At 73.4% G+C, this 21,084-nt stretch carries 17 protein-coding genes; 4 read left to right on the forward strand and 13 right to left on the reverse strand.

Going from position 1 to position 21,084, the window contains the following annotated elements; all coding sequences use genetic code 11:
- Positions 1 to 78 precede the first annotated feature (78 nt).
- A complete protein-coding gene (locus AXF14_RS03775) occupies positions 79 to 1,656 on the reverse strand; it encodes a hypothetical protein (RefSeq protein ID WP_067940958.1) in 1,578 nt (525 codons plus the stop codon).
- Between the two features lie 187 nt (positions 1,657 to 1,843).
- On the opposite strand from AXF14_RS03775, the gene AXF14_RS03780 reads away from it, so the two are divergent.
- Complete coding sequence (locus AXF14_RS03780) at positions 1,844 to 4,591, forward strand: DEAD/DEAH box helicase (RefSeq protein WP_084355332.1); 2,748 nt, start codon at positions 1,844 to 1,846, stop codon at positions 4,589 to 4,591.
- Positions 4,592 to 4,656: 65 nt separating this feature from the next.
- Here AXF14_RS03780 and AXF14_RS03785 read toward each other — a convergent pair whose 3' ends face one another.
- From AXF14_RS03785 to AXF14_RS03820, 8 genes are all read right to left on the reverse strand, one after another.
- The gene (locus AXF14_RS03785) at positions 4,657 to 5,034 is read right to left on the reverse strand and encodes a hypothetical protein (protein WP_067940962.1); all 378 of its coding nucleotides are present in this window, start codon (positions 5,032 to 5,034) and stop codon (positions 4,657 to 4,659) included.
- Between the two features lie 59 nt (positions 5,035 to 5,093).
- A complete protein-coding gene (locus tag AXF14_RS03790) occupies positions 5,094 to 5,513 on the reverse strand; it encodes a TetR/AcrR family transcriptional regulator (protein ID WP_067940964.1) in 420 nt (139 codons plus the stop codon).
- A 69-nt stretch (positions 5,514 to 5,582) separates the two neighbouring features.
- Positions 5,583 to 5,957: an Rv3654c family TadE-like protein gene (locus AXF14_RS03795; protein ID WP_257721776.1), complete on the reverse strand. Its 375-nt coding sequence runs from the start codon at positions 5,955 to 5,957 to the stop codon at positions 5,583 to 5,585.
- 8 nt (positions 5,958 to 5,965) lie between these two features.
- A complete protein-coding gene (locus AXF14_RS03800; protein WP_211260128.1) occupies positions 5,966 to 6,277 on the reverse strand; it encodes a TadE family type IV pilus minor pilin in 312 nt (103 codons plus the stop codon).
- A 74-nt stretch (positions 6,278 to 6,351) separates the two neighbouring features.
- Entirely contained in the window at positions 6,352 to 6,675 is a 324-nt protein-coding gene (locus tag AXF14_RS03805) for a DUF4244 domain-containing protein (protein ID WP_067940971.1), read from the reverse strand.
- A gap of 207 nt (positions 6,676 to 6,882) precedes the next feature.
- A complete protein-coding gene (locus AXF14_RS03810) occupies positions 6,883 to 10,743 on the reverse strand; it encodes a DEAD/DEAH box helicase (protein WP_067940973.1) in 3,861 nt (1,286 codons plus the stop codon).
- Between the two features lie 154 nt (positions 10,744 to 10,897).
- Positions 10,898 to 11,848, reverse strand: coding sequence for a nucleoside hydrolase (locus AXF14_RS03815; protein WP_067940975.1), 951 nt, complete (start codon positions 11,846 to 11,848; stop codon positions 10,898 to 10,900).
- A gap of 20 nt (positions 11,849 to 11,868) precedes the next feature.
- The gene (locus AXF14_RS03820; protein WP_084355333.1) at positions 11,869 to 13,758 is read right to left on the reverse strand and encodes a cation:proton antiporter; all 1,890 of its coding nucleotides are present in this window, start codon (positions 13,756 to 13,758) and stop codon (positions 11,869 to 11,871) included.
- Between the two features lie 443 nt (positions 13,759 to 14,201).
- Here AXF14_RS03820 and AXF14_RS03825 point away from each other — a divergent pair, with 443 nt between their 5' ends.
- The 3 genes from AXF14_RS03825 (at position 14,202) to AXF14_RS03835 (ending at position 16,422) form a co-directional block, all read left to right on the forward strand.
- Complete coding sequence (locus AXF14_RS03825) at positions 14,202 to 15,542, forward strand: DUF4921 family protein (RefSeq protein WP_067943985.1); 1,341 nt, start codon at positions 14,202 to 14,204, stop codon at positions 15,540 to 15,542.
- A gap of 74 nt (positions 15,543 to 15,616) precedes the next feature.
- Positions 15,617 to 15,913: a type II toxin-antitoxin system TacA family antitoxin gene (locus AXF14_RS03830; protein WP_067940977.1), complete on the forward strand. Its 297-nt coding sequence runs from the start codon at positions 15,617 to 15,619 to the stop codon at positions 15,911 to 15,913.
- On the forward strand, positions 15,910 to 16,422 hold the full coding sequence (locus AXF14_RS03835) for a GNAT family N-acetyltransferase (protein WP_067940979.1): 513 nt from the start codon (positions 15,910 to 15,912) through the stop codon (positions 16,420 to 16,422). The genes AXF14_RS03830 and AXF14_RS03835 overlap by 4 nt, the downstream gene beginning before the upstream one ends.
- Positions 16,423 to 16,439: 17 nt before the next feature.
- Here the strand turns inward: AXF14_RS03835 and AXF14_RS03840 are convergent, their stop codons facing one another.
- The 4 genes from AXF14_RS03840 to AXF14_RS03855 form a co-directional block, all read right to left on the reverse strand.
- Positions 16,440 to 17,762 (reverse strand): hypothetical protein, encoded by a 1,323-nt coding sequence (locus tag AXF14_RS03840; protein WP_067940982.1) that lies wholly within the window; start codon positions 17,760 to 17,762, stop codon positions 16,440 to 16,442.
- Positions 17,763 to 17,919: 157 nt separating this feature from the next.
- Entirely contained in the window at positions 17,920 to 18,798 is an 879-nt protein-coding gene (locus AXF14_RS03845; protein ID WP_067940984.1) for a glutathione S-transferase C-terminal domain-containing protein, read from the reverse strand.
- 146 nt (positions 18,799 to 18,944) lie between these two features.
- Positions 18,945 to 20,282: a hypothetical protein gene (locus AXF14_RS03850; protein WP_067940987.1), complete on the reverse strand. Its 1,338-nt coding sequence runs from the start codon at positions 20,280 to 20,282 to the stop codon at positions 18,945 to 18,947.
- A gap of 183 nt (positions 20,283 to 20,465) precedes the next feature.
- Positions 20,466 to 20,732, reverse strand: coding sequence for a hypothetical protein (locus AXF14_RS03855; protein WP_067940988.1), 267 nt, complete (start codon positions 20,730 to 20,732; stop codon positions 20,466 to 20,468).
- Positions 20,733 to 21,084: the final 352 nt, after the last annotated feature.

Consider the following 21,084-nt stretch of genomic DNA (forward strand, 5'->3'; position numbering starts at 1 on the left):
GGACACAATGGGCCCCCTGCTTCCAGGCGGCCTTCGGGCGGAATCAGTGGGCAGCGCGATCAACTCGGCGACTGCAGTTCACTCGCCCGTGCGCCCCGCGAGCAGCTCAGCCCGCGTCGGCGAGGTCTGCAGGAGCTCGCTCGTGCGCTTCTCCTCGACGGGGGTGTGGGCAGCGGCCGTCAGCAGATCGACGATCCTGCCGGCGCTCGCCCGGGCCTCATCATCGGCGACCGCCCCGGCGATGGACACGTGGCGGTCGGCGTCCTTGAGGATGACGTCAAGTCGTCCGCCCCCCTTCTCCTCCCGGTACCGGACGTACCGGACGTCGTCGAGGGAGTCCCAGCTGGTGAGGATGCCGTCGGCGAGTAGGTCACGGCGGTCGGCGAGGATGAGGCTGCGCTGCGTCACCGCGAGGACACCGGCCCCGGCACCAACCCTGCGGGGCTCGAGGTCCGCGAGTGCCAGCAGGGTCTCGTCCTCGGGGAGCACCCAGCGCAGCACCTTGAGAACCTTTTCGGCAGGCTCCTCGTCGGCGCGAGTCACGGCGGGGACGAGCGGCTCGGGCTCGCTGTAAGCGCGCCCCATGAGTGCGGCGACGTACTCAGCCATTCCCGTCACGGCGGTCGCTGCGCTCTGACGGCGCCGAGCCATGATGTCGCGAGGGTCGAGCGCGTGCCCAGTGAGGACGTCTGCGAGCTGGACCTGCGCGTCGAGCTGGGCGAGGAGCGCGGCGATGCGCTCCATGACGTCCTCGTGCTGTCTGATCCCTCGCTCGGCGATGGACCGCAGCGTCTTGTCCTCGGCCTCCGAGCGGTCGGGGCTGCTGGCGAGCGAGGCGGCGTAGAGCATGTGGAAGCGGTGGGAGGCAGTCTCCGCCATGAGGAGCCCCTGGAGGTCGCCGACGATCCGACGGCCGTTCTCGGTGAGGTACTTGCGACGCCCCGCGTAGTCCGCGTCGAGCGCGGTGACGTGCTTGTTCACCTCGCCGATGAAGTACGCGCGCTCCTTGCGCAGGCTCGGCCCCAGGTGCTTGATCCGGTCGACGTTGCCCGCCGTCACAGAGCCGGCGTCGCGCGCGGTCTCGAGGGCATCGTCGATCTCGTCGTACATCGCCTTAATCGCGTGGCAGTGGTCGGCGTGGAGGGCCTCAAGGACGTCGCGGGTGAGGTCGATGTTCTCGTCGACGCGTCGAGAGATGGAGGCGAGCTGGGCGCTGATCGCGAGGAGCGCCATCTGCGGTCCGAGGCTCGTGGCAGCCAGCGCCGCCTCGGCGTCGACCGCCGACGTCCAGCGCACGGAGGCGCCGAACTTGGTGCCGTTCATCAGGGCGCCGAGGTTCCACCCGTCCTTGACCATCGTCGTCATGGTCTTCGTCTGCTGGATCGTCTCGGGGGCGAGCCGTACGAGCCCCTGCACATTGACGAGGCTGCTGGCGGCCGTGGCGCCGACGTTGGCGCTCGACACGGCAAGCGAGAGCGCGTCCGCGAGGCGCTGGTCCTGCTGCTCACCGAGACCGAAGGGCTCGACCTCGAGTCCCTCGGGGACGTGGTCACCGAGCACCACGGCCACTCCCGGGGCGACCTCGATGAGCGAGACCTCCGCCCAGTCGCGCGTGCCAGCCGCGTCCGTGCTCTCCGGCTCAGTCTGCTCGCTCATGGTCTCTCCTCGGTCGGGGCCCGGGTCGGGCCTGGCTCATTCTGCGCGCCGGCACCGCCGCGGCGGGTCACTCTGCGGTCTCAGTTGCGTGCCCGTCGTCCCTTCCACCATCAAACCAGCGTTCACGACGGCTGTTCCACTGGGCAGCCGCCCAATTCCCGTCCCACCCCCGGTGCACACTGGCCCCGTGACCAGCCCAGCCGTCCCGCCCCACGCGCCCGCGCGGGACCTCACCGAGCTCCTCGAGTCCATCGGTGCGCGCGACGGCCGGCTTGTCCACCTCCAACGCACCCCGGCCCGCGCGGGCACGCACGGCGCCTGGCCCGCGTGGGCGGACCCGTACCTCGTCGCCGCGTATCAAAGCCTCGGCGTCCCCCTCCCCTGGACGCACCAGGAGGCTGCGGCCAACGCCGTCCACGCCGGACGCCACACCGTCATCTCCACGGGCACGGGCTCAGGCAAGTCGCTCGCCGCCTGGCTGCCCGCCCTCTCCGACGTCCTCGCCGCTAAGCGCGCCGCCGACGACGCCGGCCGCGCCAACCGCATCTCCTCCTACGGCAAGCGCCCCACCACCCTCTACCTCTCCCCCACCAAGGCCCTCGCCGCGGACCAGGCCGCCGCCCTCGAGCGCCTCACCGCCGAGCTCGAGGCAGTCCAACGCGCAGCCGGAGCCGCCGCCGAGTCCGTGCGCACGGTCCGCACGGGCACCTGCGACGGGGACACGCCCCTGCCGGAGCGCGACTGGGCCCGCGCGCACGCCGACGTCGTCCTCACCAACCCGGACTTCCTGCACTTCTCACTCCTGCCGGGCCACGAGCGGTGGACGCGCTTCCTGCGCTCGCTGCGCTACGTCGTCGTCGATGAGTGCCACGCCTACCGCGGGATCCTCGGCGCTCACGTCGCCCTCGTCCTGCGCCGCCTCCTGCGCCTCGTGCGACGGCTGCGCCCGGACGGCCCGGAGCCGGTGGTGCTGTGCGCGTCGGCGACAGCGGCCGAGCCGGCTCTCACGGCCGCCCGCCTCATCGGGGTCGAACCGGACGACGTCGTCGCCGTCACCGAGGACGGCGCACCCGCCGGGGACCGGACGCTCGCCCTGTGGCAGCCGGCGCTGCGCGACCCGTGGATCGCGTGGGAGAACTCGCCGGAGGCGCTCGCCCTCAAGGCCGCTGCCGACGGCGCCGCCGGAGCCACAGGGGCCGGCGACCTCCCAGGGCGCGAGCCCGAGCGGGGTCGGTCTGAGAGCGCGGGCGAAGCGGCAGCGCAGGCCGGCGCGGCCGGCACCGTCACACCCGGCGCAGCCCCCGCGCCCGCCGCGCCCGCCACCTCCAGCACCCCCGCCGGCCCGGACTCGAACGACCCCACGGAGGACCCCTCGGCCCGCCGCTCCGCGGTCATCGAGGCTGCCGAGCTGCTCGTCGACCTCATGAGCGTCGGCGCACGCGCCCTCGTCTTCGTCCGCTCGCGCCGGTCCGCGGAGATCGTCGCCGAGCGCACCCGCCAGACCCTCGCCATGTCCATGCCCGAGCTCATGGACACCGCCATGGCCTACCGCGGCGGCTACCTCCCCGAAGAGCGCCGCGCCCTCGAGCGGGACCTGCGCCGCGGCCGACTGCGGGCCCTGGCCACGACGAACGCCCTCGAGCTCGGCATTGACGTCACCGGCCTGGACGCCGTCATCATCGCCAGCTGGCCGGGCACGCGCGTCTCACTCGGTCAGCAGGCGGGGCGGGCCGGGCGCGCGGGCAGCCGGGGCGTCGCCGTCCTCATCGCCTCCGACAACCCGCTCGACGCCTACCTCGTCCACCATCCGCTGGACGTCTTCGCCGCCCCGGAGGCCACGGTCTTCGACCCGTCGAACCCCTACGTGCTCGCCCCGCACCTGTGCGCGGCGGCCTCGGAGTCGCCGCTGCGCGAGGAGGACCTCACGCTCTTCGGGCTGCCGGACGACTCCTTCCTCGCGGACCTCGAGGCGCGTGGTGCGCTGCGACGCCGCCCCTCGGGCTGGTTCTGGAACGTCAATCTGCCGGGTCGCCCGCAGGACCTCACGAGCCTGCGCGGGGACGGCCCGCCCGAGCTGCCCGTCGTCGACGGCACGACCGGGACCGTCGTCGGAACGGTCGACGGCGCCGCCGTGGACTCGACGGTGCACGAGGGTGCGGTCTACATCCACCAGGGGCGCAGCTACGTCGTCGACGAGCTCACCGATGAGGCGGCGATCGTCTCGGAGAAGTCGGCGGTCGGCTACCGCACGCGCACGAAGGAGCAGTCGAGCGTCCGCATCATCGCGGAGCGGGAGACGCAGGCCTGGGCGGACGGGATCACGTGGTCCTTCGGCTCGGTGGAGGTGACGAGCCAGGTCGTCTCCTACGCGAAGCTTGCGGTGCCCGGGATGGAGGTCGTCTCCCAGCACCAGCTCGCGATGCCGGAGCACGTCCTGCCCACCGCTGCCGTCTGGTGGACGGTGCCGGCGCAGGTCACGGAGGCCGCGGGGATCACGCCCGCGATGCTGCCGGGCGCGCTGCACGCCGCGGAGCACGCGTCGATCGGGATGCTCCCGCTGCTGGCGACCTGCGACCGCTGGGACATCGGCGGGCTCTCCATCGCGGTGCACCCGCAGACGATGACGCCGACGGTCTTCGTCCACGACGGTCACGCCGGCGGCGCGGGCTTCGCGGAGCGCGGCTACCGGGCGGGCCGGGAGTGGCTGGCGACGACGCTCGCCGTCGTCGAGGGCTGCGCCTGCACGAACGGCTGCCCGAGCTGCGTCCAGTCCCCCAAGTGCGGCAACAACAACGAGCCCCTGGACAAGGAGGGGGCGATCCTCCTGCTCCGGCTGCTGCTCGCGGCGGCGCCGAATGGCGAGCCGGGGACGGCGTCGGACGACGATCCGGGCACGTCACCCGTGGGTGCGCAGACGGAGGACCCCACCGCCTGAGGCGCCGGCGCGCGGTCGCCCCTGCGACCGTCGCCGTGCCGAATCGAGGTCGCAGCCAGTCAGCCTCAGGCTCGCGCCACGGCGGCGTTGATCGCGCGGGCGAGTCCCTCGGGGTCCACGACCGACAGGTAGAGCGCCGTGAACTCCTCGTCCTCGAGGGTGATGACGAGGACGTTCTCGAAGCCTGCGATGTTCCAGAACTGCTTGGTCCCGTCCGTGTGGAAGGTCCCGGCGAGCTTGTTCGGCAGGCCGAGGCCCGGGCCGCGCAGTCCCTTGGGCTCGCGCTTGAGGCCGGCGTCGTAGGTGGCGCCGCGGACGTGCCCGAGCGGGATCCGCAGCTCGTTGCGGAAGGACCAGACCTTATCCATGCCGCGGGGCTCGACGACGAGGTGCGTCGGCTCGCCGGCGGGCTCGAGGGTGACGGTGTTGCGGGAGCTGCTCATCGGGTTCTCCTCGTGGCTCGGGTGCGTGATGCTGTCAGCTGGACGGTGTTCGGTGGTGCTCAGGCGGGCTCGACGACGTCGGCGCGCTCGAGGGCCCGGGCGCCGAGGTCGACGGCGGTGACGCCTGCCCGGCGGAGGTGCTCGACGAGGTCGGCCGCGAGAACGGCGTCGTCGGGGGCGAGCTCCATGAGGGCGACGAGGACGAGGTCGAGGGCCGTCGCCCGGTCCGGGAGTCGGTTCGGCGCAGCGCCGTCGTCGGGCTGCTCGCCGTCCGCGCCGGCGAGCACCTCGAGGGCGGCGGCGAGGCAGCGGCGGAAGAGGCCGTCCTTGGAGCCGAAGACGCCGTAGAGGCTGGCGCGGTTGACGCCGGTGGCGCGCACGAGGTCGTCGACGCTCGTGCCGGCGAAGCCGCGGCGGACGAGGACGGTCGAGGCCGCGGCGACGGCGTCGGGCTCGCTGAACTGTCGGGGTCGTCCCATGAATTGAAGAATACTCGTTCCAGAACATTCGTTCAAGAATTTTGGGGGTGGCGGCCCTTGCTGGCCCGCTCACCCGTCGACGGGCCCTGCCCGTGCCACCCCGACCGCGACCCGACCGACGCCGAGCACCCGGACCTCGACGCCGACCTCGACGGTGACGTCCTCGCCGGACACCTCGCAGGACCGCAGGACCGCTGCGTCTGCCGCCGCCACGCGCTCGGCGACGGCGCACGGGTCTCCCGGCGCCCTCACCGAGGTCAGGGCCGTCGCGCCGCCCAGGGCCGCGAGGTCCGCGGCGGCGCGCGCACGACCAGCGGCGGCCTGAGCGCTCATGAGCCCGGCGACGCCGAGCGCGACGACGAGCAGCGCCGCGATGACGCCGGTCATGAGGACGGTTCCGGAGCCCCGCTCCGAGCGGGGGCCGTCCTTCACGCGGCTGCGCACCACGCCCCTCATCCCTCCCCCGGCTCGGTGTAGGCGCAGACCCTGCTGCGGGCCGTGACGCCGACGGCGCCGAGCGGTCCGGCCACCTGACGGCTCGCGGTCACGCAGGTGAGGTCCCCGCGCTCGACGCTGAGACTCACGACGCCACCGGCCCGTTGCCCATCGGCGAGCGGGTCCTCGCCGATGGCGGCAGCCCTGGCGGCCACGCGGGCGGCGTCGGTGACGCGGAGCTGGGTGACGCCGGCGCTCACCCCGGACAGGACGAGGACGAGCACGAGGACGACGGCCGGCATGGCGACGGCGGTCTCCGCCGTCACCATGCCGGCCTCCTCCCCCAGCCCTTGGAGCCGGCTCGGGCACCCGCCACGCCCCGCTCGCTGAGGGCTCATGACCGTCAGCCGACCGAGAGGGCGGACTCGATGACCTGCTGAAGCATCCCGGTGAGCGAGCCGGAGCGCATGATGGCGAGCAGCAGCCCGGCGAAGGCCGCGGCGGCGAGGGTGCCGATGGCGTACTCGGCGGTCGCCATGCCGGCCTCACCGCCCGGGTCGGCGGTGCCGTCGGGGGCGGCGGGACCGGAGCGGAGGGAGCCGCCGTCGGGCCCGGTGCCGGCGCCGAGGTGCCGGGCGAGCTCACCGCCGGCGCCCGGGTGGGCGAGCAGCCAGGACGTGCGCGCCGCGTCGAGCGTGCGACGGGACGCGGAGAGTGCAGGGGACATGGTTCCTCCTCGTGGAGCAGGACGTCCCTCGCCCGGGCGACGGACTGGCCGGGTGCTGACCCGACGGCCGCCTGACAGGGCTCGTTCCGGGACGTCGCGGGCACCGTGCCCGCGGACCCAGGCTCCGCGACCAGGGGTCCTGTCCGCTCGGAGCCGCCCGCCGCCTGGGGAGAGGGCCCTCAGGACCACGCCTGTGGAGGCCCGCCCTCAGCCGCCGAGGAGCTCGCGGATCTCGGCGGCCGTGAGCTGGGCGCGACTACGGGCGCCACGCGCGGCGGCGACGGCGTGGACGTCGTCGTCGGAGCCCTCGACGACCCGCTCGAAGAGCTCGGCCTTCTTCTCCTTGAGGGCCATCACCTTCTCCTCGATCGTGCCCTCCGAGACGAGCCGGTAGACCATGACGGGCTTGTCCTGCCCGATGCGGTGGGCGCGGTCGACCGCCTGCTCCTCCGCCTGGGGGTTCCACCACGGGTCGAGGAGGAAGACGTAGTCCGCCTCGGTGAGGGTGAGGCCGAAGCCGCCGGCCTTGAGGGAGATGAGGAAGACGTCGGCCTCGCCGACGCGGAAGGAGTCGATGACGCCCTGCCGGTTCGAGGTGGTGCCGTCGAGGTAGGCGGTGCGCATCCCGGCGGCCTCGAGCTCCTCGCGCACGCCGGACAGGTAGCGCGTGAACTGGCTGAAGACGAGGGCCTTGTGCCCCTCGGCGACGACGGGGCCGAGCTGGTCGAGGAGCACCTGGACCTTCGCGGTCGGCTTGCGGCGGCGCGCGGAGGCCTTGCCCGCGCCCGCCTTGTCGGCGGGGCCGCCATCGGTGCGCTCCGCCTCGGCCCGGTGGCCGGCCGCAGCACTGGCGACGTCGGCCGGGGCGTCCGAGGCGCCGTCAGCCTCAACTGGGGCCCTTTCCTCGTCCATGACGAGGGCGGGATCGAGGGCCATGAGCCGCAGAGTGGTGAGCGACTTGAGCGCCGTGAAGCGGGCCTGCGTCGTGTCGTCCTCGAGGAGGCCCATGACCTTCTGGCGCTCCCGGCTGAGCCGCTGCTCGTAGGCGCGGCGGTGCGCGGGGGCGAGCTCGACGGAGAGCACCTGCTCGGTCTTCTCCGGCAGGTCCCCGGCGACCTGGTCCTTGGTGCGCCGCAGCATGAAGGGGTGGACGCGGGCGCGCAGGGCCGCCAGCGCCGCCGAGGAGCCACGGTCGATGGGTCGCTTGTAGACGGCGGTGAAGCGCTCGGGCCCGGGCAGGAGCCCGGGGGCGGAGACGCTCATGAGGGACCACAGGTCCATGAGCGAGTTCTCCATGGGGGTGCCCGTGATGGCGACGGTCGACGGCGTGCGCAGGCGACGGACGGCCCGGTAGGTCGCCGAGGTGTGGTTCTTGACGAATTGGGCCTCGTCGAGCACCACCCAGGAGAAGTCGACGCCGGTCATCTCCTCCTCGTCGAGGCGGGCGATCGTGTAGCTCGTGACGACGACGTCGGCCTCGGCGGCGATCTCCGCGAGCGCCCGGCCGCGCTTGGCGGCGGTGCGGGTGACGGCGGCGACGCGCAGCCCCGGTGTGAAGCGGGCGGCCTGCTCCACCCAGGAGCAGACGACGCTCGTGGGCGCGACGACGAGGACGGGCGCGTGGCCCTCGGGGCCGACCACTGGTCCGCCGGGCGTGGCGGCGCGCTCCTCGACCGTGCGCTGCACCTCGGCGAGGACCTGGACGGTCTTGCCGAGGCCCATGTCGTCGGCGAGGACCCCGCCCAGGCCCGTGGAGCGCAGGAGGTGCAGCCAGCGGTAGCCGTCGAGCTGGTAGGGGCGGAGCTCGGCGAGCAGGCCGGCAGGTGCGGGCACCGCCGTCGGGTCGGTGGGATCGGTCGGGGCCGCGGCCCCGGAGGCCTCGGCCTCAGCAGTGCCGACGACGGCGTCCGCGGCGCCGGTACCGGCGTCGGCGCCCCTTCCAGCGGTGCCGTCGGCACCGTCACCCCTGTCGCCGTCCGCAGCCGCGTCCTCCGGTGGAGCGCTGCGCCTCCCGGCACCGGGCGCCGTCATCTCGAGGAGCCGACCGACGCCCTCGCGCCAGCGCCTCGTCTGCTCCCCGACGACTCCGAGGCGCACGAGCTCCTGGTAGTACCCGGCCTGGAAGGGCGTCACCTGCATGGCGCCCGAGCCCTTGGCCGCGGGGTCCTCGAGGTCGCGCCCCTCCTCCATGAGCCGGGCGAGGGCGATGAGCTCAGGGCGGTCGACGTTGACCCACACGCCGGAGTCGAGCATGACCTCGGAGGTGTTCGTGGCGACGGCCTGCATGAGGCGCTCGAGGGGGATGTCGTCCTCACCGACGCGCACGCGCACCTGCAGGGAGAACCAGTCGGGCCGACCACCGCGGTCCTCGGCGACGTCGGTGACGACGAGGGGCGTCTCCTCGGCCTCTCGGTAGGCGGGGACGTCGCCGAGGAGCTCGACGTCGAAGGCGTCCAGCCGCTCCAGGGCGGGCACGGTGCGGGCGACGAGCTTGGCGGTGGCGATGCCGGTGAGACGGCGCCGGTTCCACAGGACGCCGTGCTCGGCCGCGAGCGGGATGAGGAGGGTGATGACGTCGCGGGCGAGGCGCCGCTCCCCCGCGAGGTCCCGGGGCGTACCCGGCCCCTCGGGCCCCGGGGCCGTGCTGCCGACCCGGTCACCCGACGACATCGCTCCCCCGCCGCCGTCGGCAGCGCCGTCGGCGACTCGGGCCCGGGGGTCGTCCGCGAGCGCGGCGGCGTCGGCGGATCCCCACCCGGGCCCCTCCGGGGCGCGACCGAGCCGGGCGCCGTCGGCCCCGGGCAGGGGCCGGAAGCCGCCGGTCCCCTCCCCGTCGAGGTCGCCGACCTCCTCCTCGCGGCGCACCTCGCCGTCGGCGGTCACGTAGCGCATCCACCAGGAGGTGCTCGCGGTGTGCGCCTGGCCGTCCACGGTGATCCGCAGGACGGCGCGCAGGCTCGTCGGCTCGGGGACGGCGAGGCCGGCGTCGACCTCGAGGACGGGGACGGCCCGGGTGAGGGCCTCGAGGTTCTCCGCCTGGAAGCGCTCGACGTCGGCCTCGGGCACGACGATCGGCCGGGCCGCGCCGGACAGGACGCGGGCGAGGACCTCGTCCGGGGCGGGCTCGACCGGCATGAGGAGCAGGGAGCCGTCGGGGCACCACGTGTAGAAGCCGTGGACCGGGCCGCCGATCCGCCTGAGCTCGGGCGCCTCGCCGCGCGGGCCCACGGGGACGCCGGGCACGGCCTCGAGCTCGAGCATCGGCTCGATGGACAGGTCCCCCGTGCCTCCCTCACCGGTGCGCGCCAGGCGGACCCCGGCGCGCAGGCCGGACTCGATGCGGACGGCCGCGCCGCCCTTCTGGGAGGTGGTGAGGACGAGTCCGGCGGCGACTCCGCGGCGCAGCACCTCCCAGACGCGGTGGGGCGTCTCGTCGAGGGCGACGCGGTCCTCGGCGTAGTAGAAGCCGTTGGGGGCCATGCGGCCGATCTCCTGGACGGCGCGCAGGACGTCGTCGGCGACCTCGCCGCGCAGGGACCCGCCGAGGACCTGGTTCCAGGCGGCGCCCTGGCGGTTCCAGCCGCGCTTGCCCTCGACGAGCGGCAGGAGAGTCAGTCCCGAGTCGCCCGGCCAGCCGGGGCGCGGGACCTCGGCGACCTCGAGGGCCATGGCGCGCGTGTCCGGCTCGGAGACGCGCAGGAGGCCGGCGAGCTCCTTCTCCCAGTCCGCGGGGCCGTCGTCCTGCCCGGCGAGGGCCTCCGCGCGGGCGGCGAGGAGGACGGCGGCGGTGTGCTTGCAGTCGCTGCTGACGGGGCAGGAGCAGGAGCCGGTCCAGGTGGTGCGGTCGCCGTGGCGGCGCGCGTAGAGCATGGACTGGTAGGCGCGGCCGTTGGAGCCGCGGACCTGCGCCATGAGGATGTCGCCGCCGCCGGAGACGGACAGGGCGAGGACGCGCCCCTCGTCGGCGTAGCGGCGCCCGCGCAGGAACGCCTGGCCGCCGACCCGCTCGATGATCTGCTCATCGGTGACGCGGGCGGGCCAGTCCTCCTCGGTGATCTCGCGGGCCATGGGGCCACCCTACGGGCTGGGTACGACGCGGATGCATCCGCTGCACGGCCTCGCACCCGCTGCACCGGTTCCCCGCACGGGAAGAGCGTGCAACCGGTGCGAAGCAAGGCATCCGGTGCCCCACCGCGCAGACGGCGCACGTCATCGGAACGCCTCAGCGCGCGAGCAGCCCGCCCACGCGGCGCGTGAACTCGCCCAGGAAGCGCTCGGCGTCCACCTCGACGGCGACGCGGGCGGACTTCACCGGGTCGGACAGGCCGTCGAGCCGCCCGATGGTGCGGCCGCGGGTCGCGCCGTCGAGGTCGACCTGCATGTTGATGGGCAGGAGGGTGACGAGGCCCGGGTCGATGGCGACGGCGACGGCGAGCGGGTCGTGGAGCGCGCAGCCGGGGATGCCGACCGCCTCGGACTCGAAGTCGGTGTAGTAGTCCGTCATCTCCGCGAAGAGGCGGCCGGCCTCGGTGCCCGTCTCGCGCCACGCGCTCGTCTCCGTCTTGGTGAGGAGCGTCTGGTGGGTGACGTCGAGCCCCACCATGACGACGGGCGCGCCCGAGCGCATGAGGAGGTCGGCGGCCTCGGGGTCCTGGGAGATGTTGGCCTCGCTGAAGGGGCTGACGTTGCCCTCGACGGTGAGCGCTCCGCCCATCATCGTGATCGACCCCATGAGGTCCCTGATGGAGGGGTCCGCCTCCAGGGCGGCGGCGATGTTCGTCGAGGAGCCGGTGGGGACGTAGAGGAGGTCCTCGCCCCAGTGGTGGGCGGCCTCGATGATGACGTCGACGGCGTCGCGGTCCGTGGGGCGCCCGACGGGCTCGGGGAAGGCCGCCTCGCCCAGGCCGTTGCGGCCGTGGATGCGGGCGGCGTGGTCCGTGGGGGCGAAGGAGGTGGTCGTGCGCGAGTGCGAGCGGCCGAGGTGGACGGGGACGTCGCCGGCGCCGAGGGCCTCGAGGACCGCGAGGGTGTTGCGCGCGGCGGTCCCCACGGTGACGTTGCCGTAGGTGGTGGTGACGCCGACGAGCTCCACCTCGGGGCTGGCCACGGCGTAGGCGATGGCGAGGGCGTCGTCGATCCCGGTGTCGAGGTCGAGGATCATCTTGCGGGTCATCGGGGCTCCTTCATGAGTGATCAGCGGCGCCCGCGGCGGGCCGACCGGCGGGACGCCATGCGGCGCAGCCGCCCGCCGGCCTTCTCCCCGGCCCCGGCCCGGACCTCCCGCTCGGCCCGGGCGCGGGCCTCCTGGTCGGCCTTGGCGCGGGCGCGCTCCTCTCGGCGGGCCCGGGCGGCCTGCTCGCGCAGCGCCTTCATCTCCGCGCGCTCCTCGCGCCGGTGCTCGCGGGCCTGGGCGCGCAGGACGGCACGGCGCTGCTGGGACTCCTCGCGGTCGAGGTGCATCTGGCGGCGCATCTGCTCGCGCCACAGCGCGCGCTCCTCGTCGATCTGGGCGAGCCGCTCGGCCAGACGACGCGCCTCCGCCTCGGACAGGCCGTGGTGGTGGAAGGCGGCGTCGTGACCGCGCCGCACCGGCTGGGCGGCCGACGACGCCGAGGCCGGCGACCACGCGTCCCCCGTTCGCGCGCCGCGCCCCCGACCGCGCCGACCGCGCGCCTCGGAGCGATGGGTCGGCGGCGGCGTCGAGCCCTCACGGGCCTGGGCCGGGCTCGCCGGGGAGGGAGCCTCGTCGAGGCCGGCCGGGCGGCGCGGCTCGGAGTGGAGGAGCTCGCCGGGCCCCTCGTCGAGGCGCCCCGAGGCGGCGGCGTGGTCGTCAGCCCCGCGCCCCGCGGCGTCGACGGGCCCCTGGACGACACCGAGCGCCTCGACGGCGGGCGCGTGGTCGGTCTCGTTGGACAGGAGCAGGCCGAGGGTCGGCATGACGAGGACGCTGAGCGCACCCGCCAGGACCAGGGTCGAGGCGAAGGAGTCGGACATGGCGCCCGCGTTCGTCGCGACCTGGGTGACGGCCACGATGATCGGCAGCGCCGTCGTCGAGTAGACGGCGATCTGGAGGCTCTGGCGCATCGAGTAGGACCGAGACCCGTCACGGCGGCGCTCCAGGCGTGCCGCCAGCCACACCGGCAGCCCGCGCGTGAGGACGAGGAGGATGAGGAAGGCGCCCAGGCTGATGAGCGCGGAGGCGCTCATCTCCAGGGTGATGCCCATGCCGGAGGTGACGAAGAAGATCGGGACGAAGAAGCCGTAGGCGAGGCCGTCGAGCTTCTCCTCGAACTCCCGGTTCCCGTCCGGCAGCGCGTAGCGCAGGATGAACCCCGCCGCGAAGGCGCCCAGGACGACGTCGAGGTCGAAGACCTCCGCGACCGTGCACAGCCCCACCAGCAGCAGGACGGTGACGCGGACGGTGGTCTGCGCCGTCGTCGACCCGCCCAGGCGGATCGCGTCGACGAGCTTGCGCCCCCAGCGCTTGACCCGCTCCGTGAACAGCACGATCCACAGGGCGATCCCGAGGAAGGCGAGGAGGATGAGCATCTCCTGCCAGGTGGAGCGCGTCCCCAGCAGCAGCGCCATGAGGATGACGGGGCCGACCTCGCCGACCGCCCCGTGGTTGAGGATCGCCGCGCCCACCGCCGTCGGCAGGAGGCCGCGTTCGCGCAGGATCGGCAGGATCGTGCCGATCGCCGTCGAGGTCATGGCGATCGCGATGGCGATGCCGTTCGCGGAGAACACCCCGCCGGTGACGCCCACGAGGGCGACGGTCGCGAAGGCGAGCACGAGGGAGCCGCCCCAGGCGACGATGGCGTGCCTGCCGCCGGAGCCGCGCAGCTCGTTGACGTCGATCTCGTAGCCGGCCATGAGGAAGAGGAAGGCGACGCCGAGCTCCTTGAGGAACTCGATGTCCTGGCCGACGTGGGCGACGCCCAGACCGCTGGGGCCGATGAGCATGCCGCCGGCGATGAGCAGGACGGTCTCGGGGACGAGGCGCTTGGGGACGACCCAGCTGATGAGCGGCGACACGAGCGCGACCGCCACGATGCACAGGAGGGAGATGAAGGCGTGGGCCACGGTCTCCTCCTTCCGGTCTCGGGGCGCGGTGGCGGGGATCCCACCGCGTTGACGCCGTCGGCGCCGGAGGGGAGCGTACCGGCCGATCCTTGCCCTCCGGTGACGCGGGCGGAGGTCGGACGGGTCGTCCCGGTCACGGTTGGGCGGGCCCCGAGCGGCGTCCACCACGCCGAGTTCGGTCGATCCGCGCCGCGAGTTCGGTCGGCGCACTGAGGTCGGTCCGACCGTCCCCAGGACGACGGAAGTGTCCGGAACTCGCGGGATCGACCGCGCGCCGTACCTCCCGGCCGCACCGTTCCGCGGTTCCCACAGGAGCGCACCCGCCCACGGTTCCCAATGCCGCGAGAACTGGACACGTCCGGCGTGCGGCAGCCCAGGACGGACCGGCGCCGTCGGCCTCCGCCACCCCGGGGCGCGGCCGGGGGACAATGGCGCCCATGCCGATGCTCCAGCCCTACGCCCCCTCGGCCGAGCCGCTCACGCGCCTGGCAGACGGGACCGTCAAGCAGATCAGCCCCTTCACCGGCACCGAGGTGTGGACCGTGCCCGGCCGCGGCAACCGCCCCATCTCCCACCCCGTCGCCGAGGTCCGCGACCTGCGTCCCGGCGACCGCGAGGAGACCTGCGCCTTCTGCTCGGCCCGGTACCTCGACACCCCGCCGGAGAAGTCCCGCGTCGTCGACGCCGGCAACGGGACCTTCGAGCGGATCGACGCCCTGCCCGCCGCAGAGCTCTTCGACACCGTCGCCGAGTTCCGCCGCGTCCCCAACCTCTTCGAGATCCTCTCCTACTCGTACTGGCACGCGAACCACGGCTACGAGATCCCCGACTCCGCCCGCGAGCGCATGGAGGCCTACCTGGCGGACCCGGCCGGCCGCGCGCACGTCGAGGCGATCGCCCGCACCAAGCTCAAGGCCTCGGGCGCGGACCCGGAGTCACTCGGCTCCATGGACGAGGCGACCCGCCGCGAGTACCTCGCGGCCTTCTTCGCCGGCGGGCACGACGTCATCGTCGGCCGCCGCCACTACACGGACGGCGCCACCGACACCTCGGGCCTGGCCGGCTCGGGGACGCTCAGCGTCGAGGAGCACCGCGCCTACACGCGCCTGGCCGTCCACGCCATGCACGACCTCTACCTGCAGAACCGGTGGGTGCGCTACGTGGCGGTCTTCCAGAACTGGCTGCGGCCGGCGGGCGCCTCCTTCGACCACCTCCACAAGCAGCTCGTGGGGATCGACGAGCGGGGCGTCAACGCCGAGCTCGAGCTCGCGCGGGTGCGTCAGAACCCGAACCTCTACAACGAGATGGGTGTCGACTACGCCGCCTACCGCGGGCTGCTGGTCGCCTCGAACGAGCACGCGGTCGCCTTCGCCGGCTTCGGGCACCGCTACCCGACGCTCGAGGTCTACTCGACCTCGCCCTCCGCGGAGCCGTGGCTGCAGTCGCGCGAGGAGGTCGACGCCGTCTCCGACCTCGTCCACGCCCTGCACGCGGCCACGGGCGCCGACGTCCCCAGCAACGAGGAGTGGCACCACAAGCCGATCGACGTCGACCAGCCGATGCCCTGGCACATCACCCTCAAGCGGCGCGTCTCGACGCTGGCGGGCTTCGAGGGCGGCACGAAGGTGTACCTCAACACGATCGACCCGTGGAGCCTGCGCGAGCGTGTGGTGGAGAGGCTGGAGGACCTGCGGGCGGACCGGCACATCGCGCCGATGGCGGTGGGCGACGAGTGCCCGACGACGCCGAACCGTCTCCTCTACAACCCGGTGCTCACGCGCTGAGCGCACAGGTTCTGGCACCTGCTTGACCCCACTTCCTCGTGTGCATACATTGTACGTACACGAAGGAGGTCGCCATGAGCAGCCCGAAGACCAGCCGCATCGCACTGCGAACCACCCCCCGCCAGGACCGCACCATCCAGATGGCAGCAGCGCAGACGGAGCGCACCGTCAGTGACTTCATCCTGACCGCAGCAACGACAGAGGCGGAGAAGGTGCTCGCCGACCGCCGCTGGTTCGCCGTCACGGCGGAGCAGTTCGACGCCGTCCAGGCCATTCTTGACACTCCGCTGGAGAACACCGACCGCTTCGCGCGCATGTGGAACCGTCCGTCTCCGTTCGGAACCGAGATCCCCCTCGAGGAGGACGCGTGACGGGCCACGTGCTCGAGCCCCCTCGGAAGCTTGAGCGCGCGGACAAGCGAACCGAGTTCTGCAGCGGCGCCGACGAGCTCGACACCTGGTTCAAGGAGTACGCCTGGCAGAACCAGAAGGCGAACAACGCCGTCGTCTACGTAGCTGTCCAGGACGGGCAGCCCCTCGGGTACTACGCGATCGCGACGGCCGCCTACAGCCGCGAGGCCGCACCTGAGAGTCTCGCCAAGCACCGCCCGGCGGAGATTCCCGCGATCCTTCTCGCGCGTCTGGCAGTCGACCGCCGAGCCCAAGGACGTGGCATCGGCGCCGCCCTGCTGAAGGACGCCATGCAGCGCTCGCTCAAGTTGAGTGACGCCGTCGGCACCGCCCTCTTCATCATTCACTGCCGCGATGACGAGGCTAAGCGCTTCTACCTCGCGAACGGGGACTTCGTGGAGTCACCGGCTCACCCGATGCACCTGCTCCTGCCCTTCAAGCAGATCCGGGCGCTGCTTCCCCGGGCCTGAGCGGGCACGACGCACGATCAGCCTTCCGCCACGTCCCGGCTCAGCGGTCGCAACTCTTCCAGGCGGGCGAGCCACGACTGCGTGGTGGTGAACTCCATGAGAGTCTTCCTCCCGGCGACGAGGTCCACGGGATCCCAGAACCACCCATCGACCTTCAAACCGCTCACGAGCCGCGCCGCCTCGTCGAGCGTGCACGACTCGCCCACCATGTCGAGCGTCACGAGGTCAACCTGAACGGTGTCCGCGCTACGCGCTGCCGAGTCCCCGTCGATGATCCACCGGACGCTCAGCCACTCCAGCAGCTGCCTGGCCCGCGCGGGCTGCCGCACCATCAAGCAGAACGCCAGGGAGAGTGCAGCCTGCTCGTCACCAGGGGCGCCTCGGAACGCCCGTTCAGCCAGGGCGCACGCGTCCTCGACCTTGCCTGCACGGAGCATCTTGACGAGCCTGTGCGTCAGCTCCTCGGGGCTCAGTCCCTCGATGACGTCCCCAGTGACTCCGCGGGCGACAAGTCGTTGCGTCAGCTCGCCGATCACGTTCTCAAGCGGGACCGACCGCTCCGCGAGGATCTCCTCCTGCAGCCTAAGGACCCCTAGGACCCGCCCAGGGTCGTCGATGTACGCCAGCTCCCACTGGAGAGAGCTCGGAGACCAGTCACTGAGGTACGTCAGGGACAGCCGTTCGAAGAGCCACACGGTCGCGTCCTCGCCCGCGGGCAGGTACAGGTCCTCAGGCTCGACGTCGGTCGTCGTGTAGCCCGTCACCCGGTAGTCGACCAGGTGCGACACCGCAGCCCGAGCGCACCACTCGTCGGCGGCCCGCCGAACTTCCCCTTGGCTGAGCTCAAGCATGAGGTCACCCAGACCGCTGACCTCGCGCTCATTGCGGGCCAGCTGCACGGAGAGCAGCTCGCACCACGGCGTGAACGTCGCGGCCTCGCCGCCAGGCTCACCCAGACGGTTCCACTCTCGAGCCGTCAGTAGCAGGGAGTGCACCGTGAAGAGCTTCCCGAGCCACGTCCGAAGGACCATGTCCGGACCGATTCCTCGCTCTCCCAGTCTGGCGAGCGCCCCGGTGAGAAGGATGGTCCGGCGACGAGAGCGCCGAGCGCGCGGACCGTCGATGCTCTCCCGCACGAGTCGCAGTAGTGCGGCCGTCTCCCAGTCATCGCTGGGTTCCTGGTCGCCGTGAGCCAGGAGGAGCCGGCCGGCGTCGAAGTGGTCCTCCTCCGACCCCCGGACCCGTTCACAGTCGCGTGAGCCGCCACAGATGCTGTGATCTGACTGCTCACACAAGCGGGCCGCTCGGTCCGCAGCGCTCAGGAACTCCTTCAGGGGCATCACGGCCGTCCTGTCCTCTCTCTGCGTAGAGCACGGTCGTGTTCCATTCTGCTCCGAGACCGAGCCATGCGCCCAAGCCATCTCATGGCCCACTCCTGGCTACGCTCGGACGTCCCGATCTCGAGGTCAGGATGTCCCGATCTCGGCGAGGGGGCGGTCAGGCGTCCTGCTCGCCGATCCCCAGCGCGCTGCGCTCCTCGGGGCCGACCCAGCCGGAGCGGGACTCCAGCGCCCGGAACCAGCGGGCCAGGGCCGGCCAGAAGCTGATGGACGGGGCCACCCCGCCCGGGAAGTGAGCCCGGCCGCCGTACTCGTAGGCCTGGACGAAGGTGAACAGGCGGATGTCCGAGCCGGTCGGCTGGGCGCCGCAGAGGAACTGCTCGACGGAGACGACGGCGGACAGCGGCGGCACGTCCTGGATGGTGAGGGCCCCCTCGCGGGAGGGCTCCATGTGCGTGGCGCGAGCGAGGACCGTGTCGAGGACGTCGAAGGCGAGCAGGACGGTGTTCGCGGCGTCGGCGGCCACCTCCTCGTCGTCGGAGTGGGTGGCGCGCCCGTAGGGGCCGTTGACGTGCTCAGTGAGCCAGGCGTCCCAGGCGTCGGTGGAGTTGCGGCGGTCCAGGGGGTAGAGCTCGGGAGCGCCCTCGCGGTGGAGCTCCCACCACGCGGTCGACAGGTCGAAGAGGAGGGAGCCGGAGTCGTCGGAGACGACCTCGCCGGTCTCCATGTCGACGAGGGCCGGGACGGTCGGCGGGGGCGTGTAGCCGTCGGCGCCCTCGTAGACCTCGGCGAGGGAGCGGGCGTGGAGGACGGGGTCGACGCCGGGCTCGCCGGTCTCGTCGGTGAGCTCCCAGAAGCCGTCCGCGCCCTTGCCGTAGGACCAGGACACGGGGATGGCCTCGGTGAGGCCGAGGAGGCGGCGGGCGATGAGGACGCGGCGGCACCAGGGGCAGGAGCCCGAGGCGATGAGGCGGTAGCGGCCGGCGGCGGGCGTGAGGTCCCCGTCGGTGAATCGGTGCGAGTGCGCGAGCGGCATCTGGCCCTCCGAGTCGGTGGTCGTGTCAGGGGTGGTGACGGCGGTGGCCCGCGTCGTCGAGGCGCGAGGCGCTCGCCCCTATGGTGCCTCGCCGTGGCGGCCGCGTCAGGCGCTTCGTCGCCGGGCGAACCAGACCGAGGTCGCGCTCAGCGCCCGGTGCGCTCGGCGGCCCAGGCGCGGTCGGCGGCCAGCGCCTCCCGCTCCTGCTCGACGAGTGCGGCGTCGCCCAGCCCGGCGAGCGCCTCGACGCCCTCGGCAGCGAGGTCGAGCAGGTGGTCGACGGCGTCGGCCTGCCCGCGCCAGACGGCGGGGGAGGCGAAGGCGAGGCGGGCTCGGGCGGCGCGCCGCAGGTGGCGCTCGCGCCCGAGGAGGTCGGCCCGGCCGCCGTCGGAGCCGCCGACGCGGACCTCGGCGGCGCGGCGGAAGAGCGCAGCGGCCCCGAGGGGGTCGTCGACCTCGAGGGCGGCGCAGGCGGCGAGCTCGAGGTACATGCGGGCGTCGGAGTGCTCGCCGAGATCCTCGCAGACCTCGGCGCAGGCGAGCGCGGCGGCGCGGACACCCTGCTGGTCCCGCAGGGCGTTGAGGGCGCCGAGGGCCTGGCGGTGCAGGTCGAGCATCCGCACGCGGCCGGGCGCGCGGCGCGAGCCGGCGCCGGTGGCGATGTCGATGCCCATCTCGACCGCGGCGAGGGCCTCGAGGTCGCGGCCGGCCTGACGCAGGTTCCAGGCGAGGGCGACGAGCGCGCAGGTGGAGGCGACGGGGTCACCGCCCTCGAGCACGGCGTTGACGGCCCTCTCCTGGCGGAGCAGGTCGACGGCGACGACGTCGGTGACGGGCTCGAGGAGGTCGGAGGTCCAGGTGCAGCGGGCGGTGCGGTCGGCGTGGCGCCGCAGGATCGCCATGCCGCGGGCGACCTGGCCGGACAGGGCGAGGTACACGAGGTGCTCGCGGACCCAGCCGGGGTCGGCGTCGGGCGAGCGGTCCGCGAGGTAGGCGCTCAGGTGGTAGCGCCAGGCGAGCTCGGGCCGACCGGACAGGAGGACCGGCAGGAGGACGAGCCCTTGGATGTTCTCGGGCTGGGAGCCGCAGGTCAGGGTGCCGTCGAGGACCGGGACGGCGTACCGGAGGGCCTCCTCCCACTCCCCGCGCTGGTAGGCGTCGTCGACGGCGCGCTGGACCTCGCAGGCGGCGCAGAGATGGGCGTCGCGCGGGGTGGTGCGCCAGCGCTCGTAGGGTGCGCGGGCCTCGTCGGGCAGGCCGAGGTAGAAGGGCGATGACGCGCCGCTGGTCCTCGAGGACGTGCTCGGACAGGTCGAGGTCCGCGGCGAGGGCGTCGACGCCCTGCTCGAGGACGCGGACCTGGGCGGCGGGGACGGTGGGGTTGCGGCGGCGATGCCGACCCACAGGTAGGCCTGGCCGAGCTCGTGGGACTGCTCGGCGGTGAACAGGTCGGGGCGCTGGCGCCGGCGGGCGACGCACCACATGAAGGGCTCGACGGCGTCCCAGGGAGCGCCCTCCCGGCTGGCGTCGACGAGGGCGAGGCGGGCGGTGACCTCGCCGGCCTCGTCATGGGTCTCGACGGCGCGGCGGGTGAGGGCGGTGCGCTCGGGGCCGCCGGGACGGCTGGCATCGATCTCGAGGGCCTCGGCGGTGGCACCGGCGTGGCGTCACAGGATCCGCATGCCGCGGTCGACGCGGCCGGACAGGGCGAGGAAGGCGAGGTGCTCGCGCAGCCAGCCGCGCTCGGCGCCGTCGCGGCGGAGTGTGAGGTAGGAGCTCAGGTGCATGGCCCAGGCGCGCTCGGGGCGGCCGGACAGGAGCATGGGGACGAGGATCATGGCCTCGACGTTGGCGGGCTGGTCCTCGCAGGTCCAGGTGCCGTCGAGGACGGGGACGGCGTAGCGGACGGCGCTCTCCCAATCGTGCTCCTCCACGGCGGCGTCGATGGTGCGGTGGGTCTCGCAGGCGCGGTCGGGGTCCGGCGGGGTGGTGAGCCACTCCTCGTAGAAGGCGGCGGCCTCGTCCTCCTGGCCCAGGTAGAGGGCGACGATCCGGCGCTCGGCGCGGCGGGTCAGGCACCACAGGAAGGGCTCGATGCCGAGCCAGGGGTCGCCCGCGTCGCCGTAGGAGCCGACGAGCTCGAGGCGGGCGGCGACCTCACCGCTCTCGTCCCCGGTCTCGACGGCGAGGCGGACAGCCTCCTCGACGAGGGCGACCCTCTCCGCGCCCGCGGGCTTGCCGGCGACGAGCTCGAGGATGTCCCGGACGGTCGACCCCGGGGCGGGG

The sequence above is a fragment of the Actinomyces radicidentis genome, assembly GCF_001553565.1.
Taxonomy (GTDB): Bacteria; Actinomycetota; Actinomycetes; order Actinomycetales; family Actinomycetaceae; genus Actinomyces; species Actinomyces radicidentis.

What these genes read in the sequence shown, in the direction of transcription:
- AXF14_RS03775 (WP_067940958.1), bottom strand. Translation starts at nt 1,656, where the DNA reads ATGAGCGAGCAGACTGAGCCGGAGAGCACGGACGCGGCTGGCACGCGC.
- AXF14_RS03785 (WP_067940962.1), bottom strand. Translation starts at nt 5,034, where the DNA reads ATGAGCAGCTCCCGCAACACCGTCACCCTCGAGCCCGCCGGCGAGCCG.
- AXF14_RS03810 (WP_067940973.1), bottom strand. Translation starts at nt 10,743, where the DNA reads ATGGCCCGCGAGATCACCGAGGAGGACTGGCCCGCCCGCGTCACCGAT.
- AXF14_RS03850 (WP_067940987.1), bottom strand. Translation starts at nt 20,282, where the DNA reads ATGTGGTGCGTCGCCCGCCGGCGCCAGCGCCCCGACCTGTTCACCGCC.
- AXF14_RS03815 (WP_067940975.1), bottom strand. Translation starts at nt 11,848, where the DNA reads ATGACCCGCAAGATGATCCTCGACCTCGACACCGGGATCGACGACGCC.
- AXF14_RS03805 (WP_067940971.1), bottom strand. Translation starts at nt 6,675, where the DNA reads ATGTCCCCTGCACTCTCCGCGTCCCGTCGCACGCTCGACGCGGCGCGC.
- AXF14_RS03800 (WP_211260128.1), bottom strand. Translation starts at nt 6,277, where the DNA reads ATGGTGACGGCGGAGACCGCCGTCGCCATGCCGGCCGTCGTCCTCGTG.
- AXF14_RS03845 (WP_067940984.1), bottom strand. Translation starts at nt 18,798, where the DNA reads ATGCCGCTCGCGCACTCGCACCGATTCACCGACGGGGACCTCACGCCC.
- AXF14_RS03840 (WP_067940982.1), bottom strand. Translation starts at nt 17,762, where the DNA reads ATGCCCCTGAAGGAGTTCCTGAGCGCTGCGGACCGAGCGGCCCGCTTG.
- AXF14_RS03790 (WP_067940964.1), bottom strand. Translation starts at nt 5,513, where the DNA reads ATGGGACGACCCCGACAGTTCAGCGAGCCCGACGCCGTCGCCGCGGCC.
- AXF14_RS03825 (WP_067943985.1), top strand. Translation starts at nt 14,202, where the DNA reads ATGCTCCAGCCCTACGCCCCCTCGGCCGAGCCGCTCACGCGCCTGGCA.
- AXF14_RS03830 (WP_067940977.1), top strand. Translation starts at nt 15,617, where the DNA reads ATGAGCAGCCCGAAGACCAGCCGCATCGCACTGCGAACCACCCCCCGC.